At 67.3% G+C, this 17,003-nt stretch carries 14 protein-coding genes; 6 read left to right on the top strand and 8 right to left on the bottom strand.

Going from position 1 to position 17,003, the window contains the following annotated elements; genetic code table 11:
* The first annotated feature begins 3 nt into the window (after positions 1-3).
* The 4 genes from AC07PF_RS22470 (at position 4) to AC07PF_RS22455 (ending at position 4,685) form a co-directional block, all read left to right on the top strand.
* Positions 4-903, top strand: coding sequence for an amidohydrolase family protein (locus tag AC07PF_RS22470; RefSeq protein ID WP_494613329.1), 900 nt, complete (start codon positions 4-6; stop codon positions 901-903).
* Positions 904-932: 29 nt separating this feature from the next.
* Entirely contained in the window at positions 933-1,862 is a 930-nt protein-coding gene (locus tag AC07PF_RS22465) for an SMP-30/gluconolactonase/LRE family protein (RefSeq protein WP_494613328.1), read from the top strand.
* A 141-nt stretch (positions 1,863-2,003) separates the two neighbouring features.
* A complete protein-coding gene (gene katG, locus AC07PF_RS22460; protein WP_494613327.1) occupies positions 2,004-4,202 on the top strand; it encodes a catalase/peroxidase HPI in 2,199 nt (732 codons plus the stop codon).
* A 93-nt stretch (positions 4,203-4,295) separates the two neighbouring features.
* Complete coding sequence (locus AC07PF_RS22455; protein WP_494609938.1) at positions 4,296-4,685, top strand: carboxymuconolactone decarboxylase family protein; 390 nt, start codon at positions 4,296-4,298, stop codon at positions 4,683-4,685.
* A 2-nt stretch (positions 4,686-4,687) separates the two neighbouring features.
* Here AC07PF_RS22455 and AC07PF_RS22450 read toward each other — a convergent pair whose 3' ends face one another.
* Positions 4,688-5,230 (bottom strand): PAS and helix-turn-helix domain-containing protein, encoded by a 543-nt coding sequence (locus AC07PF_RS22450; protein WP_007854419.1) that lies wholly within the window; start codon positions 5,228-5,230, stop codon positions 4,688-4,690.
* A 77-nt stretch (positions 5,231-5,307) separates the two neighbouring features.
* Here AC07PF_RS22450 and AC07PF_RS22445 point away from each other — a divergent pair, with 77 nt between their 5' ends.
* Both AC07PF_RS22445 and AC07PF_RS22440 read left to right on the top strand, forming a co-directional pair.
* A complete protein-coding gene (locus AC07PF_RS22445) occupies positions 5,308-6,015 on the top strand; it encodes a CoA transferase subunit A (protein ID WP_007854411.1) in 708 nt (235 codons plus the stop codon).
* A gap of 2 nt (positions 6,016-6,017) precedes the next feature.
* Complete coding sequence (locus AC07PF_RS22440) at positions 6,018-6,656, top strand: 3-oxoacid CoA-transferase subunit B (RefSeq protein WP_007854410.1); 639 nt, start codon at positions 6,018-6,020, stop codon at positions 6,654-6,656.
* Positions 6,657-6,775: 119 nt separating this feature from the next.
* Here AC07PF_RS22440 and AC07PF_RS22435 read toward each other — a convergent pair whose 3' ends face one another.
* From AC07PF_RS22435 to AC07PF_RS22405, 7 genes are all read right to left on the bottom strand, one after another.
* The gene (locus AC07PF_RS22435) at positions 6,776-7,069 is read right to left on the bottom strand and encodes a DUF4148 domain-containing protein (protein ID WP_108016589.1); all 294 of its coding nucleotides are present in this window, start codon (positions 7,067-7,069) and stop codon (positions 6,776-6,778) included.
* 51 nt (positions 7,070-7,120) lie between these two features.
* Entirely contained in the window at positions 7,121-7,414 is a 294-nt protein-coding gene (locus AC07PF_RS22430; protein ID WP_007854401.1) for a hypothetical protein, read from the bottom strand.
* 251 nt (positions 7,415-7,665) lie between these two features.
* A complete protein-coding gene (locus AC07PF_RS22425; protein ID WP_494613326.1) occupies positions 7,666-12,345 on the bottom strand; it encodes a LamG-like jellyroll fold domain-containing protein in 4,680 nt (1,559 codons plus the stop codon).
* Positions 12,346-12,544: 199 nt separating this feature from the next.
* The gene (locus AC07PF_RS22420) at positions 12,545-13,399 is read right to left on the bottom strand and encodes a class I fructose-bisphosphate aldolase (RefSeq protein ID WP_007854399.1); all 855 of its coding nucleotides are present in this window, start codon (positions 13,397-13,399) and stop codon (positions 12,545-12,547) included.
* A 35-nt stretch (positions 13,400-13,434) separates the two neighbouring features.
* The gene (locus tag AC07PF_RS22415) at positions 13,435-14,442 is read right to left on the bottom strand and encodes an aldo/keto reductase (RefSeq protein ID WP_494613325.1); all 1,008 of its coding nucleotides are present in this window, start codon (positions 14,440-14,442) and stop codon (positions 13,435-13,437) included.
* Positions 14,439-15,476: an ABC transporter permease gene (locus AC07PF_RS22410; RefSeq protein WP_007854392.1), complete on the bottom strand. Its 1,038-nt coding sequence runs from the start codon at positions 15,474-15,476 to the stop codon at positions 14,439-14,441. Before AC07PF_RS22410 ends, AC07PF_RS22415 begins: the two co-directional genes overlap by 4 nt.
* A complete protein-coding gene (locus tag AC07PF_RS22405) occupies positions 15,473-16,993 on the bottom strand; it encodes a sugar ABC transporter ATP-binding protein (RefSeq protein ID WP_494613378.1) in 1,521 nt (506 codons plus the stop codon). Before AC07PF_RS22405 ends, AC07PF_RS22410 begins: the two co-directional genes overlap by 4 nt.
* Positions 16,994-17,003: the final 10 nt, after the last annotated feature.

Here is a 17,003-nt window from a genome sequence, read left to right as displayed (position 1 = left end):
CCCATGGGCCTGCCACCCCTTCTGCAGTCCGTGCCGCATTCGGTGGGCCTGAACCGTCCGTTGCGCGCGCTGCCCGCCCTGGCGTGCGACAGCCACATGCACGTCTTCGACGCGCGCTTTGCGCCGTCGCCGCACTGGCCGCGCACACCGCCTGAGGCGCCCGTGGCCGCCTACCGGCAGCTGCAGCAGCGCCTGGGCATCGCGCGAACGGTCGTGGTCACGCCATCGACCTATGGCACCGACAACGCCTGCACCCTCGATGCGCTGGACCAGCTGGGCGACAGCGCGTGCGGCGTGGCGGTGGTGGATGCAGCGGTGGATGGCGCCGAACTGGCTCGCCTGGCCGCACGGCGCGTGCGCGGGTTGCGTGTGAACTTCGTTTCTCCGCAGTCCTGGGGCACGACCACCGCGGAGATGCTTTCCACGCTGGCGCATAAGCTGGCGTGCCATGCGGACTGCGGTGGCTGGCACATCCAGGTGTTCGCGCACCCGGAGCAGATCGTGGCGCTCGAACCCGTGCTGCAGGCCTTGCCCGTGCCGCTGGTGATCGACCACATGGGCCGGATCGACCCGGCGCAAGGGGTGTCGTCCGAGGCCTGGGGCAGCCTGCGCCGCCTGCTCGATCAGGGCAACACCTGGGTCAAGCTCTCTGGCGCCTACATGCGCTCCACGGTGCAGGGCCCGGGCTACGCCGATACGCTGCCCCTGGGCCGTGCGCTGGTGCAGGCCGCGCCCGAGCGCCTGGTCTGGGGCAGCGACTGGCCGCACACCACCGAGCCGCCCGGCACCGTGAACGACGCCGACCTGGTGGACCTGTTGCAGGCCTGGGCGGGCACGGATGCCGTGATGGACCGTATCCTGGTGGACAACCCCGCCCGGCTCTACGGATTTCTTCCGGCGTGAAGACCAGAACCAACGAAAGCCATCACCCCATGTTTCTGCTGCAAGCCCCGCAAGTACGTGACCTTGAACCCTTCACCGCCATGCCCGAGGCACTGCGCCGGCGCGAGCGCAGCGCCTGGGCCGATGCCAACCGCGCGGGCGCCATCACCGACTCCTTCCTCGAAGGCCCGGTGTTCGACGGTGCCGGCAACCTGTATGTGACCGACATCCCCTGGGGCCGCATCCTGCGCATCGATCCCGCGGGTACCTGGACCCTGGTGGCCGAGTACGACGGCGAGCCCAATGGCATGAAGTTCCTCGACGCCGGCACGCTGCTGATCACCGACTACAAGAACGGCTTGGTGCGGCTGGATGTGGCGAGCGGCAAGGTGTCCCCGTACCTGGAGCGCCGCAATAGCGAGCGCTTCAAGGGCGTGAACGACCTGGTGTTCGATGCCGAGGGCAACCTGTACTTCACCGACCAGGGCCAGAGCGGCCTGCACGACCCGAGCGGGCGCCTGTACCGCCTGCGCCCCAACGGCCAGCTCGACCTGCTGCTGGCCAACGTGCCCAGCCCCAACGGCGTGGCCCTGTCGCCCGACGGGCGCGTGCTCTACCTGGCCGTGACGCGCGGCAACTGCGTCTGGCGCGTGCCGCTGCTGCCCGATGGCAGCGTGGCCAAGGTGGGGCAGTTCTTCACCTCCTACGGCCCGAGTGGGCCGGACGGACTGGCCGTGGACGCCAACGGCCGGCTGCTGGTGGCCAACCCGGGCCTGGGCTATGTCTGGGTGCTCAACCACCGCGCCGAGCCGGAACTGGTGCTGCGCGGTCCGGCCGGCGCCTCCACCACCAACCTGGCGTTCGGCGGGGAGGGTGGACGGACGGTGTTCGTGACCGACTCAACCCATGGCCAGATCCTGCGGGCGCACCTGGATGCGCCTGGCCTGCCGCTGGCGCGGGGACTGGCCGCGTCCCGCTAACACCCTGAGTGACAATGGCTTTGCAATTTCGATAAATATTGACTATTGAGGGGATTCAATCGATTCAATTGATGCGCCGTGGATTGCTTCCTAAGATGGGCCTCGCCAAGTGCTTGAACCGCTTACACAAGGAGAGACCCCATGACGACAGAAGCCAAATGCCCGTTCGACCACACCAAGGCAGCCGCCCCCAAGGGCCGTGGCAACGCCGACTGGTGGCCCAACCAGCTCAACCTGCGCCCGCTCAACCAGAGCTCTCCGCTTGTCGACCCCATGGGCGACGGCTTCAACTACGCCGAGGAATTCAAGAGCCTGGACCTCGCGGCCGTGAAGGCCGACCTGCACGCGCTGATGACCGACTCGCAGGACTGGTGGCCGGCCGACTTCGGCCACTACGGCCCGTTGTTCATCCGCATGGCCTGGCACAGCGCCGGCACCTACCGTCTGGCCGACGGACGCGGTGGCGCGGGGGCCGGGCAGCAGCGCTTTGCTCCGCTCAACAGCTGGCCCGACAATGCCAACCTGGACAAGGCGCGGCGCCTGCTCTGGCCCATCAAGCAGAAATACGGCCGCAAGATTTCCTGGGCCGACCTGATGATCCTTACCGGCAACGTGGCGCTCGAATCCATGGGTTTCAAGACCTTCGGTTTCGGTGGCGGCCGGCCCGACGTGTGGGAACCCGATGAAAACGTCTACTGGGGCGCAGAGACCACCTGGCTGGGCGGCGACAAGCGCTACAGCGGCGAGCGCGACCTGGCCAAGCCCCTGGCCGCCGTGCAGATGGGCCTGATCTACGTGAACCCCGAGGGTCCCAACGGCAACCCCGACCCCATCGCCGCGGCGCGCGACATCCGCGACACCTTTGCCCGCATGGCCATGGACGACGAAGAGACCGTGGCGCTGATCGCCGGCGGCCACACCTTCGGCAAGACCCACGGCGCAGGCGACGCGGCCCTGGTGGGCCTGGAGCCCGAGGGCGGCGGCATCGAGGACCAGGGCTTCGGCTGGATCAGCAAGCACGGTAGCGGCTTTGGCGGTGACGCCATCACCAGCGGCCTGGAGGTCACCTGGACCACCACGCCGACGAAGTGGAGCAACAACTTCTTCGAGAACCTGTTCGGCTTCGAGTGGGAGCTGACCAAGAGCCCGGCCGGCGCCCACCAGTGGACGGCCAAGGGCGCCGAGGCGACCATCCCCGATGCGCACGACCCGTCGAAGAAGCGCGTGCCCACCATGCTCACCACCGACCTCTCGCTGCGCCAGGACCCGGCCTACGAGGCCATCTCGCGCCGATTCCTCGCACACCCCGAGCAGTTCGCCGATGCGTTCGCGCGGGCCTGGTTCAAGCTGACCCACCGCGACATGGGTCCGCGCGTGCGCTACCTCGGCCCCGAGGTACCGGCCGAGGTGCTGATCTGGCAGGACCCGATTCCCGAGGTGGACCATGCCCTGGTGGACGGCCAGGACGTGACGGTGCTCAAGGCGAAGATCCTGGCGTCGGGCCTCACGGTGCCCGAACTGGTGTCCACCGCCTGGGCCTCGGCCTCCACCTACCGCGGTGGCGACAAGCGCGGCGGCGCCAACGGTGCCCGCATCCGCCTGGCACCGCAAAAGGACTGGGAGGTGAACCAGCCTGCGCAACTGGCCAAGGTGCTGGGCAAGCTCGAGGCGATCCAGCAGGACTTCAATGCAACGCAGGCGGGTGGCAAGAAGGTCTCCATCGCCGACCTCATCGTGCTGGGCGGTGCCGCGGCCATCGAGTCGGCCGCTCGCAGTGCCGGCCAGGAAGTGAGCGTGCCCTTCACTCCGGGCCGCATGGACGCTTCGCAGGAGCAGACCGACGTGCCTTCGTTCGAGGTCATGGAGCCGCTGGCCGATGGCTTTCGCAACTATGTGCGCCCCGGCCTCGAGGGCGCCGTGGCCGAGCTGCTGGTCGACCGCGCCAACCAGCTCACGCTGACCGGCCCCGAGATGACGGTGCTGGTGGGGGGGCTGCGCGCCCTGGGTGCGAGCGCAGGGCAGGGCGGCCATGGTGTCTTCACCAAGACGCCCGGGGCTCTCACGAACGACTTCTTCGTAAACCTGCTGGACATGCGCACCCGGTGGCAGAAGTCGGCCTCGGATGCCGGCGTGCTGGAAGGGGTGGACCGTGCTACGGGCGCCGCGAAGTGGAAGGGCACCGTGGCCGACCTGGTGTTCGGTTCCAACTCGCAACTGCGTGCCCTGGCCGAGGTCTATGGCAGCGGCGATGCGCAGGCGGTCTTCGTGCAGGACTTCGTGAAGGCCTGGACCAAGGTCATGAACCTGGACCGTTTTGACCTGGCGGTTGCCAAGGCCTGAGCGGCCTGAATGCGCCCCCTGAAGGGGGCGCATTTTTTCTTGTGTGCGACCCTGCGGCTACCATCGCGGCCTCAAACCAACCGGAGAGCCCGCATGACGCAACCCCCATCCACCAAGGACTTCGACAAGGGCCTGGCCACGCGCAAGCAGGTCATGGGCGAGGACTTCGTGGCCAATGCCTTTGGCAATGCCACGCAGTTCACCCAGCCGATCCAGGAGTTCATCACCCGCAATGCCTGGGGCGACGTCTGGCAGCGCCCGGGGCTGGACCTGAAGACCCGCAGCCTGATCACCGTGGCCTTCCTCACCGCGCTGGGCAAGCAGCATGAGCTCAAGGGCCATGTGCGCGGCGCGCTCAACAACGGCGCCACGGCGGCCGAGATCCAGGAAGTTCTGCTGCACGCCAGCATCTACTGCGGCCTGCCTGCCGCGGTGGACGCCTTTCGCACGGCCGCCGAGGTGGTCGACGGACCGAAGAAGTAAGACTACCCCGCGAGCAGCTTGTGCACCAGGTCGGCGGCCGTCGACGCGTTGTACTTGCGCATGAGGCGCGCGCGGTAGATCTCCACCGTGCGGTGGCTGATGTCGAGCGTGCGCCCGATCTCCTTGGAGGTCAGGCCCTCGAGCAGGCGCGCGGCCACCTCGCGCTCGCGCCCGGTCAGTTCGGCCTTCACGGGGCGCTGCGAGCTCAGGTCCTCGAAGCTCCAGATGCCCGATGCATGGGGGTCTTCGCGGTTCAATGCACGTCCTGACACATGGCACCAGAATACTTCGCCATTGGCGCGCTTCATGATGCGGTTGTCGGCGTAGTGGCCCTTGGCGTTGAGGATGGGCTCCATGTGCGCGCCCAGGCGTTCGTATTCGTCGGCGCTCGGATACAGGATCTGGAACGACTGCCCGATCAGCAGCTCGCGCGAGGCGCCGAACATCTCGCAGACCTGCCGGTTGCAGTCCACCATGGCGCGGTTGCGCGACAGCACCAGGCCCACGGGGGCCATGTCAAACGCCAGCCGGTAATCTACGTCCATAGTGCAAGTCTTTACGGGGTACTACTTATTCGGATACGTAGTATCGTAGCGCATCCAACATTCGCAAGGAGATCGTGGTGAACAAGATTTTTCCCTCCGCAGCCAAGGCGCTGGAAGGCGTGGTTGCAGATGGCCAGTTGCTGGCCGTCGGCGGTTTCGGTCTGTGCGGCATTCCCGAGGCATTGATCGACGCGCTGCGTGACTCCGGTGCGAAGAACCTCACCGTGATCTCCAACAATGCGGGCGTCGATGGCTTCGGCCTGGGCAAGCTGCTCGAGACGCGCCAGATCAAGAAGATGATCTCCTCCTACGTGGGCGAGAACAAGGAGTTCGAGCGCCAGTACCTGGCGGGCGAGCTGGAACTCGAATTCACGCCCCAGGGTACGCTGGCCGAGAAGCTGCGCGCCGGCGGTGCGGGCATCCCGGCCTTCTTCACCAAGACCGGCGTGGGTACCATCGTGGCCGAGGGCAAGGAACTGCGCGAGTTCGACGGCGAGACCTATGTGATGGAGCGCTCGCTGGTGCCCGACGTCTCGCTGGTCAAGGCCTGGCGTGCCGACAAGTCCGGCAACCTGCAGTTCCGCCTTACGGCGCGCAACTTCAACCCTGCGGCCGCCACGGCCGGCAAGGTCTGTGTCGTCGAAGTGGAAGAAATCGTGGAGACCGGCGCCATCGAGCCCGACCAGGTCCACCTGCCCGGCATCTACGTGCACCGCATCGTGCACAACGCCCACCCCGAGAAACGCATCGAAAAACGCACCATCACCGAGAAAGCAGGAGCCTGACCATGCCGTGGACCCAAGACCAGATGGCCGCCCGTGCGGCGCAAGAACTCGAAGACGGTTTCTACGTGAACCTGGGCATCGGCATCCCTACGCTGGTGGCCAATTTCACGGGTGACAAGGAAGTGTGGCTGCAGTCCGAGAACGGCATGCTGGGCATCGGCCCCTTCCCGACCGAAGACGCGGTGGACGCCGACCTGATCAACGCCGGCAAGCAAACCGTGACCACCATCAAGGGCTCGTCGATCTTCGGCAGCGACCAATCCTTCGCCATGATCCGCGGCGGCAAGATCAACCTGTCCATTCTGGGCGCCATGCAGGTCAGCGAAAAGGGCGACCTGGCCAACTGGATGATCCCGGGCAAGATGGTCAAGGGCATGGGCGGCGCCATGGACCTGGTGGCCGGCGTCAAGCGCGTGATCGTGCTCATGGAGCATGTGGCGAAGAAGAAGGACGGCACCGAGGACCTCAAGATCCTGCCCCAGTGCACGCTGCCCCTGACGGGCGTGGGCGTGGTCGACCGCATCATCACCGACCTGGCCGTGCTGGACGTGACGCCCGAAGGCCTCAAGCTCATCGAGCTGGCCCCTGGCGTGACGTTCGAGGCCCTGCAGGCCAAGACCGGCGTGACCGTGCTGCAATAAGGCAGAGCACATGCCGTGGCCCCCTGGGCCACACCAAAAAGGCCGGGGCCCCGCGAGGGGTACCGGCCTTTTTTGCATGCGGGCTGCAGTTGCGGTCTGCAGCCTTGCACTGGTGCGGATTAAAGAGCGCCGATCTCGCCCGAAGGGATCTGGCCGGTGCGCACGGCTTCGGCGGCAGCGGCGCGCACGGCGGCGCGGTCGGCCTTCGACTGGTAGGTCACCACGCGGGAGCCGGCAGGTTCCATGCTGTGCGTGCGGGCCTCCACGGCGGCTTCGGCAGCCACTTCGGCGCGGGTGCGGTTGGTCTCGAACTTCAGGGCGAACTGCGAGCTGTCGGCTTCATCGGCGTAGGCACCGAAGGAAGCGAAAGCGGCGACGGCGGCGATGGACAGGAAACGTGCGGTGTTGTTCATGGTGATTCTCCGATCAAAAGGGGTAGGGGGCTTGCTGCGGGGCGGTACGGATTACAGGTAGCCGGCTTCGCCCGACGAGATCTGGCCGGTGCGCAGGGCCTCGGCCGCCTGGGCGCGCACGGTGGCACGGTCGGCCGTCGATTGGTAGCTCAGCACGCGGGAGCCGGCGGGCTCCATGCTGTGCGTGCGGGCTTCCACAGCGGCTTCGGCGATCACTTCGGCGCGGGTGCGGTTGGTCTCGAACTTCAGGGCGAATTGCGAGCCGTCGGCCTCGTCGGCCTGGGCGCCGAACGATGCGAAAGCGGCAACAGCGGCGATGGAGAGAAAACGTGCGGTGGTGTTCATGATGGCATCCTTGGGATCAAAAAGCGCCTCGAAAAACCGGCACAGAAACCATTCCTGAACCGGGTTCGGTGAGTCGCATTGCGGGTTCGGCTCATCGATGGATGAACTGTACGCCTTGGGTGTCCACAGAAAAACCATCCAGTCACGAACTGACTGTTCCAGTTTTGAAAACAGTTGCGCGAGCACGCCGGCATGAAAAAAGCCCGCGGCTGCATGGCAGCCGCGGGCTCAAGAAGAACCGGCCCGGGGGCTCAGGGCAGCTGGTTCCAGTTTTGGTTGTTGCCGCCGTTGCAGGTCCAGGTGAGCAGGGGAGTGTCCTGCGCCGTGGAGTTGTTGGGCACGTCCAGGCAGGCGCCCGATGCGCGGTTGCGCACGGTCGATCCCGACAGCGTCCACTGCGCCGTGTTGCCCACCGTGCAGGCCAGTTGCACGACCCCCGCGCCGCTGGTGGCTGCGCTGTCCTGCGCCAGGCACAGGTTGCTGTGCTTGGCCACCAGCTGCACATAGCCGCCCGCCAGGTTGCGCACCGTGAAGGTCTCGTTGTTCGCCGTGCCGCAGGGCCATTGGATGGCAACCGCGCCGCTGGCGGCCGAAGCCCCGCGGATGTTGACGCACAGCGTGCTCTGGCTGGAGCGCAGGCGCGTGGTGAACTCCGACGCGGTGTCCAGCGAGCGCACGTAGTCGGCCAGCGCCTGCCGGTCGGCCGCGGGCAGGCCGGCCACGTTGCCGTGGCCGCCGGCGATCACGTCGAGCACGCTGGCCTTCTGGCCGTTGTGCAGGTAGGACCTGGCGGCCCAGCTGCCAATCAGCGTGGGCGTGTCGAAGCCCACCCCAGCCAGCGGCTGGTTGGCGCCCTTGCCCGACGAGGCCTGGATGCTGCCCACATCGTGCCTGAGGCCGTCCTGGAAGGTGCCGCCCGCATGGCAGCTGGCGCAGTTGGCGTTGGCGAACAGGGTCTGCCCACGCGCTGCCTCCACCGTGAGGCTGCCGTCGGCTGCGCGCACCGGGCTGCGCATGTACTTGTTGAGCGAGGCCAGGTAGGCCGCCAGGTCGTCGAGCTGCGCGTTGCGGCCCGCCTTGGGTGTGCCCAGCGGGTCGCTGGTGGCAGCAAAGTCCGCGTCGCTCAGGAAGCCCGTGCCGCCGAAGGCGCTGCGCATGTCGTTCTCGAAGTCCTGCACCTCGTCGAAGTTGGCGCTCCAGTGCAGCTTGCCGTGGCCGGTGCCGCGCCGGCCCTGCAGGCTGATGGTACGGCGCAGGCCCTCGCCGCGCTGGGTGAAGTCCCAGACCATGCCGTCATCACCGCCGTCTGCGTGGCAGCTGGCGCAGGACATGTAGTTGTCCTTGCTCATGCGCCGGTCGGCTGCGTTGTAGAACACCAGCTTGCCGCGCAGCGCCGCTGCCGCCAGGGGCTCCTGCGCCACCGTGGCCACGTTCTGCAGGAACACCGCCGCCGCGCTGCGCGAGGCCAGCACGTCGGCCACGTCGTGCACGGTGACCGAGCGCGCGAGGAAGTTGTTCACGAACAGCCGCTTGCGCGCAGTGTCCAGGTACAGGCCGTGGGGCGCGCTGCTGGCGTTGATCTCGCCGCGCACGGCGCGGGTGTAGGCATCGACGATGGCGATGTTGTTGCCTTCCATCTGCGCCACGAACAGGTAGTCGCCCGCAGGGGAGAAGAGGGCGGCGCGTGCTGGTGCGCGGTCGTCGAAGTCGATCTGCTCGGGCAGCAGGTGCGTGGCCTGCGCCAGGTCGACCTGCGAGAGGATGGAGCGCACCGTCTGGTCGTGCAGCAGGTCGCCACCGTCGCGGAAGCGCCCGCGCACGATGTTGTCCTTCTTGCCGGGCAGCACGGCGCGCGAGCCATCGGGCGAGATCACCACCTGGCTCAGGTAGTTGGCCACGCCGCGCGAACTGTTCTCGGTGTCGATCGTGGTCGTGTCCACCGGCAGGGCGATGGTGGACAGCAGGCCCATGGTGCTCAGGCCCACCTTGTTCAATTGCCCGCCCGTCATCTTCGACTTGAAGCGCGTGACGTAGACCGTCTGCGAATCGGCCGCCACCGCGATGCCGCGCAGGTCGCCCTCCAGCGCCAGGGTACCCGTGGTGTTGCCGTTGGCCGGGTCGAAGGCCACCAGCGTGGATTTGCTCTCCAGCGTCAGCAGGCCCTTGCTGCCATTGGGTGTGAAGGCCACGCCATAGGGGCCGCTGCCGTAGGGCAGGTTCACCGTGGCGGCGATGCTGCCATCGGCCGGGTTCAACGCCACGAGCTTGTCCTCGCCCTGCACGGTGACCCAGATGCGGCCGTCCGGTGCACGCGCCAGGGTCTTGGGTTCGTCGCCCACGCGCGTCTCCCAGCGCTTGGTCAGGGCCAGCGCATCGATGGCCGCCACCGTGCCGCTGTCCGGGTTCACCGCATAGACGCTGTTGGCATCGCCGACGATGTTGCTCGAGTGCGTGGGTGCCGTGGCCGTCGTCGGGAAGATCACCGTCACGTTGTAGGTGTAGAAGGTGTCCTGGCCTGCCGCGTTACGCACCGTCAGGGTCACCGTGTAGTGGCCGGGGCGGTTGTAGCTGTAGGTAGTGTTGGCCTGGGACGAGAAGCTGGTCTGCGTGCCGTTGCCAAAGTTCCAGCGGTAGGTGACGCCCGTGCCACCGCCCAGCCGGGTCGGGTCGAAACTCAGTTGCCCGTTCACCAGCTGCGGCCCGCCGCTCACACCGGCATCGCCGATGATGGCTTGCGAGCGCAGCTGCGTGACATCGGCATCGCTGAGCACGCGCCCGTAGACCCGCACGTCGGCCAGGCTGCCGCGGAAGAAGTCGGCGTTGCCCTGGATCTGCCCGAGCAGCGCGAACTTGTTGGACAGGCCCTTGGTGCCTGTGAGCCCGGTGGAGCTGGTCTTGGCGCCGTCGATGTACAGCGTCTGCGCGCCCGAGGCCGCGTCGCGCGTCATCACCACGTGGTGCCAGTTGCCATCGTTCACGGCCGCGGTGGAGCGGGTGCCGGGGTTGTTGCCCGCCACGTTGCCCACCGAGAGGTTGAGCCGCCCGGTGTTGTCGATCCAGCCCCAGAACACGTCATCCGCACCGCCTGACTGGTCGCGCCCGAAGAGCCCGGGCGCCGTCCAGGCGTTGGCCGAACCGTTCTGCGTGGTCTTCATGTAGAAGGCCAGCGAGGCTGTGCCGCCCAGGGCGGTGGCCACGCCGTCGTTCTTGAGCGGCACGCCGCCCGTGCGCTGCGCGAAGTTCAGGCCGATGCTGCTGAACTGGTCGGCTGCCGAGGCGGTGCCGTTGTTGGCGCCGATCTCGTCGGTCAGGGTGCTCGACAGCGGCCAGTGGTTCATGAGGCTGATGTCGGTGGCGTTGCCGGTGTGGAACACGGCCTTGTACTCGGCCGCGATGCCGTTGCCCGCATAGTCTTTCACCCCGCCAGCCGTGAGCACGATCTCATAGCTGGTGCCGGCCGCCAGGGGCTGCGTGGGGTGGAAGTTGATGATGCCCAGCTGCACGCTGTAGGTGCCGGCCAGGGCGTTGCCGTTGACCGGACGCACGATGAAGGTGCCGGCGTGCACGCTCTCGGGCAGGATGCTGTCCGTCAGGCCCACGCCGATGCGCGAGGTCAGCGCCTGCTGCTTGGCGCCGTTGGTGGGCGAGGTCTGCTTGACCGCGGGCGGCGTGGTGTCGCGTGCTGTCTGGTGCACGATGAAGCCGCTGCCCGAGCCGTGGTCGTTGCCGATGAACAGCAGGTTGCCCATGGGCGCCACCTGGCCGTGGTCGGAGTGCGAGTACTCGGGGTCGTTGGTGGCGAACAGGCTGCCCTGGCCCACCTCGACGTGGTTGAGCGGGTTGCTCACGTCCACCTTGTGCACCTTGAACTGCGCGCCCTGGAACACATAGTGGTCCTGCATGCCGCAGTACAGCTGTTCGTCGATGACCAGGCGGTTGTCCTCCACCACGAACTGCGTGCGGTCGGACAGGTCGTAGCTGTACATCTTGGCGCCGCCACCGCGGGCCGAGGCGTGCAGATTCTTGCCGTCGAAGCAGGTGGCGTAGTAGTTGGGGTTGGAGCCCACGGTATCCAGCACCTTGGGGTTGAGCGGGTCGGAGATGTCCAGGCTCGCAAAGCCATCGGTGTTGTCCATCGAGGTCAGCACCATGTGGTTGCCCATGGTGAAGATGGGGCCGACGCGAAAACCCCCGAGCTCGCCGGTGGGCACGGGGTTGGGCTTGCCCGCACCGCGGTTGGCGATCACGGCGTTGGCCGGGTCGCTGGCATCGACGATGTAGACGCCGTCGTTGGCCGAGGCCACGTACACGTAGGGCGCCTGCCACCACAGCTGCCAGGCCACGTTGGTGTAGTCGCCGCCGTTCACAGTGGGCAGCGCCAGTTTCTTGACCTGCTGGATGTTGTTGATGTCGGTGAAGTCCCAGAACTCGATGCCCTTGATGCTGGGCACCACCACGTACTGCTTGCCGCCGATCTTCGCGGTGCCGAAGGCATGGGCCTCGCGGAACTCCTTGGTGCGCCCCTCGGGCTCGTAGATCTTCTTGGCGAGCACGATGGCGCGCGGGTTGGACACGTCGTACAGCAGAAAGCCGCCGGGGCCCAGGCCGCTGTCGGGCGCGAAGGAGGTCAGAAAATAGCCGTTGAGCATGATGCCCACGTTGAGCCCATAGTCCTTGCGGCCGGGGTAGGTGGCCGGCACGTCGCCCGAGGCGCGTGTGATCATGGAGACCGGCTTGAACAGCTCGGCCGAGGTGTAGGTGAGATTGCCCAGGCCCGGCCCCTGCAGCGGCAGCGGAACCTCGGCGGCCTGCGTGACCGCAGCCGCCATGGTGGTAAGGGTGGTCATGGGGTTGACCCCCGTGATCGCCGCATGCGTGAGCAAGGTGGCGAACGGCAACAGCAGTGCCATCAGGTAATACCGGATTTTCATCGTCGTCTCCTGTGTGTGTGGTTCTTGGTGAACCTTCTTCCTCGATCTTTCCGACAGCCTTTCGAAGGCGCGCGCAGGCACGCCGGCCGGTGGCATCACCGCCACCGGCCGCAGGGCTCTTTCTCCTGGGCTCCCTCTCTTCTTTTCTTTTTCTGTGCTCTTCAGTGCGCAGCCTTGCGCGCGTGGTGCTTTCGCTGCATCAGGATGCGTGCGTTCCCGTGCTGTAGATGTCCCAGGCGGCTGCCGCGCTGGCGCCGCGGTGGATCATGGCCATCAGCGCATCGACCACGGCCGAGGGCTTGGCGTGCTGGTACACGTTGCGGCCGTAGACCATGCCCACGGCCCCCTGGTCCAGCAGCACGCGCGAGCGTGCGAACACCTGCTGCAGGTCTTCGCGGCCGCCGCCGCGCACCAGCACCGGGCAGCGCGCGGCCTGCACCACGCGGTGGAATTCGGCGGGGTCGGTGGTCGGGTCGGCTTTTACGATGTCGGCACCCATTTCGCGCGCCAGGCGTACCAGGGTGACGATCTTCTCGGCGTCGCCATCGACCATATAGCCGCCCTGGTCGCTGTGCGGGCGCATCACCAGCGGCTCGATCATCAGCGGCATGCCGTAGCGGTCGCAGTCGGCGCGCACGCGCGCGATGTTCTGCACGCACTGGCGGAACAGGTCGGGTTCATTGGGCAGCATGAACAGGTTGACCACCACGCAGGCCGCATCGCGCTGCACGGCCGGCAGCACCGGATCGTGCTCGTTCTGCAGCAGGGCCCACATCACGCGGTGGGCGGTGGCGTTGTAAGGGTTGCCCATGTCGATGCGCATCACCAGCGCCGGCTTGTTGCGGCCCGGGCGGTCTTGCAGCAGGTCGGCCTGGCCGTAGTTGAGCTGGATGGCATCGGGCGCGGCGGCCACGAGCTTGTCCATCACCTGGGGCATGTCTTCCAGGCCGTTGAGGAAGCTTGGCTCGTTGCACACGCCATGGTCGAGTGCGATGTCCAGGCAGCGGCCGTTGGTGAGCAGGCGGTTCAGGCGTGCGGTCTTGTCTTTCGACATACGAAGAGGTCCTTGGGTTGGGGGATGGATACGGGTCAGGCCAGGGCCTTCAGGTGGGGGCTTGCGGCGTCGTCGATGCGCTGCACGGCCTCCTCGGGCAGTTCCAGCGCACCGGCGGTCGCGTTCTCGGTGGCCTGCGCCCGCGTGCGCGCACCGCACAGCGCCACCGACACGCTGCCGCTGGCCAGCGTCCAGGCAATCATCAACTGGCTGAAGGAACAACCGAATTGCCGGCGCAGGGGCTCCAGCTCGTCGAAGAAGGCCTTGAGCCGGGCGCGGTTGGCCGCGCTGAAGCGCGGATTGCTGGCGCGCTGGTCATCGCCCGTGAACTGGCGCGCCGGGTCGATGGGGCCGGCCAGCAGGCCCAGTGCCAGCGAGGAATAGCCCAGGATGGCGACATTGTTGCGGCCGCACAGCGGCAGCAGAGTCTGCTCGATCTCGCGGTCGATCAGGCTGTAGCGCTCCTGCGCGGCATCCACGGGGCCATGGCGCAGGTACTCGGCCAGGGTCGGCGCATCCACGTTGCTCACGCCGATGGCGCGGATCTTGCCCTGCTTCTTGAGGTCGAGCAGGGCGTCCATGGTCTCTTCGACCGGCGTGGTGCTGTCCTGCCAATGGGTGATGTACAGGTCGATGTAGTCGGTCTGCAGGCGTTTCAGGCTCTCCTCGGCCTCATGGAAGATCGATGTGCGGCCCAGGTGCCGGTGCACGGGGTGGCCATCCTCGTCGAAGAAGTGCGTGCCCTGCTGCGTATGCCAGACCAGGCCGCACTTGGTGGCGATCACCGCCTCGTGGCGGCGGCCCTTGAGCGCCGCGCCGACGAGCTGCTCGGAGGCGCCCAGGCCATAGGCCGGCGCGGTGTCGATCAGCGTGACCCCGGCATCGAGCGAGGCGGCAATGGCTTCGGTGGCGGCGGCACTGTCCTGGCCGCCCCACATCCAGCCGCCCATGGCCCAGGTACCGAGGCCGATGGCCGAGCACTGGATGCCCGAAGGGCCCAGGGTGGTGGTCTTCATCGCTGCGTTCATCATCACGGCATTCATCGCTTGGTCTTTCGGGTGTTCATGAGGTGGTCGATGGTCACGGCGGCCAGCAGGATCAGGCCCTTGATCACGTCCTGCCAGTAGGGCGACACGTCCAGCAGGATCAGCGAGCTGGTCACCACCGAGAGCAGGGCCAGGCCCAGCACGGCACCGAGCACCGTGCCCGAGCCGCCCTTGAGGCTGGCGCCGCCGATCACGGCTGCGGCAATCACGTTGAGCTCCATGCCCACGCCGAAGGTCGGCGTGGCTGCGCCGAAGCGCGCGGTGTAGATCACCCCGGCCAGGCCGGCCGAGGCCGCGCACAGCACCGTGACCCAGAACTTCACGTGGCCCACACGGATGCCCGAGTACAGCGCCGCCTTCTCGTTGCTGCCGGTGTAGAACACGCGGCGCAGCAGGCTGGCGCGGCGCAGCACGAAGTCGCTGACCACCACGATGAAAAGGAAGATCAGGATCACCGCCGGAATGCCGAACAACGTGCCCTGACCGATGAACTTGAACGAGGCCGGCAGCGAGAACAGCGACTGCGGCGTGCCCTGGGTGAGCGCCAGGCACAGGCCGCGCACGATGACCATGAAGGCCAGCGAGGCGATGAAGTGGTTGAGCCCGATGCGCACCACGCAGCCGCCGATCATGGCCCCGATGAGGGCGCTGGCGGCGATTGCGATGAGCCCGGCCGTCCAGGGGTCGAACCCCATCAGGAACAGCTTGCCCGTGACCACCATCGCAAAGCACACCACCGAACCCACCGACAGGTCGATGCCGCCCACGATGAGCAGGATGGTCATGCCCACGACCACGATGCCCTCGATGGAAAACGAGAGCAGCATGGCGCGGATGTTGTCCCAGGTCAGGAAGTAGGGCGAGGCGAAGCTCATGCCGATGCACAGCACCAGGATGATGACCAGAAGGCCCATCTCGCGCATGCTGGTCAGCCTGGTTCCGCCCGGCTTGCCGGGCCCTCCCTGGGGTTTCTCGCGCAGGGGCTGCAGGCCGGCCACGCTGCCGGCATCCAGTTGTGCGGGGTGATTCATGCCATCTCCTCTTGTTGTCGTTCCAGTCCCGAGGCCAGCCGCAGCAGGGCCTCTTCCGTCATGTCCTTGCCTTGCACCTCGCCCGCGACGCGGCCATCGCGGATCACCAGGGCCCGGTCGCACAGCCCGATGATCTCGGGCAGCTCCGAGGAGATCACCACCACGCCCACGCCCTGGCAGGCCAGGTCGCGCAGGATGTGGTGTATCTCCGACTTGGCACCCACGTCCACGCCGCGCGTGGGCTCGTCCATCAGCAGCACCGCGGGGTTGGTCGCCAGCAGCTTGGCAATCGCCACCTTCTGCTGGTTGCCGCCCGAAAGGCTGGCCACCTCGATCTGCACGCCGTCGGACTTGAGCTTCAGGCGCGCGCCCAGCTCCTGCGCCAGCCGGTGCTCGGCCGCACGCTGCAGCAGGCCGAAGCGCGAGCTCACGCGCGCCAGCGCCATGGAGGCGATGTTCTGCGCGATCGGCAGGTCCAGGTAGACGCCTGCAGCCTTGCGGTCCTCGCTGAGGTAGGCAATGCCGTCGCGCAGCGCGTCGCTGTATTTGCGGATGGCGAGCTGCTTGCCGTTGAGGCGCACGCTGCCGCCGGTGGCGGGGCGCAGGCCGCACAAAGTCTGCGCCAGCTCGCTGCGCCCGGCGCCCATGAGCCCGGCGATGCCCAGGATCTCGCCGCGCTGCACGGTGAACGAGACGCCATGCACGCGCTCGCCGTCGGCCAGGTCGCCCACTTCGAGCACATGCTCGCCGCGGTCTGCGTCCTGCTGCTTGGGCGGGTAGTAGTTGCCCAGGTCGCGCCCGACCATGCGGCGCACCAGGCCGTCGGCATCGAGCTCGGCCAGCGGCCCCGAATGCACGTTGCGGCCATCGCGCAGCACGGTCACGCGCGTGCAGTGCGCAAAGATCTCAGCCATGCGGTGGCTGATGTAGATGATGGCTATGCCCTGGTCCTTGAGGTCGTGCAGCACCCGGAAGAGGGCGGCCGACTCGTTGTCGGTGAGGGCGGCGGTCGGCTCGTCGAGGATCAGCACCTTGCAGTCGAGCGTGAGCGCCTTGGCGATCTCGATCAGCTGCTGGCTGGAGATGGGCAGGTCCCCCGCGCAGGCGGCGGGGTCGATGTCCTGGCCCAGGCGCCTGAGCACCTGGGTGGCACGTGCGTTGAGGCCGGCGTAGTCCATCCAGGCCTGCCCGCCGGCATTGATCTCGGGCATGAAGATGTTCTCGGCCACGGTGGCGTCGGCGCACAGGGCGATCTCCTGGTGCACCAAGCCGATACCCAGGCGCATGGCCTGGGCCGGACCATCGATGGTCACCACGCGGCCGTCGAGCAGGATCTCGCCCGCGTCCGGCTGGTGGATGCCATCGATGATGTTCATCAGCGTGGACTTGCCCGCGCCGTTCTCGCCGCACAGGGCGTGGATCTCGCCCGCCTGCAGCGAGAAGTCCACGCCCGAGAGCGCATGCGAAGCGCCGAAGCGCTTGCAGATGCCACGCAGCGCGAGCAGGGGAGCGCCCATGGTGGTGGTG

The sequence above is a fragment of the Acidovorax sp. GW821-FHT10A04 genome (assembly GCF_059415825.1).
Note: the sequence above shows the minus strand (reverse complement) of the source record. Positions and strands in the feature narration are given on the sequence as shown.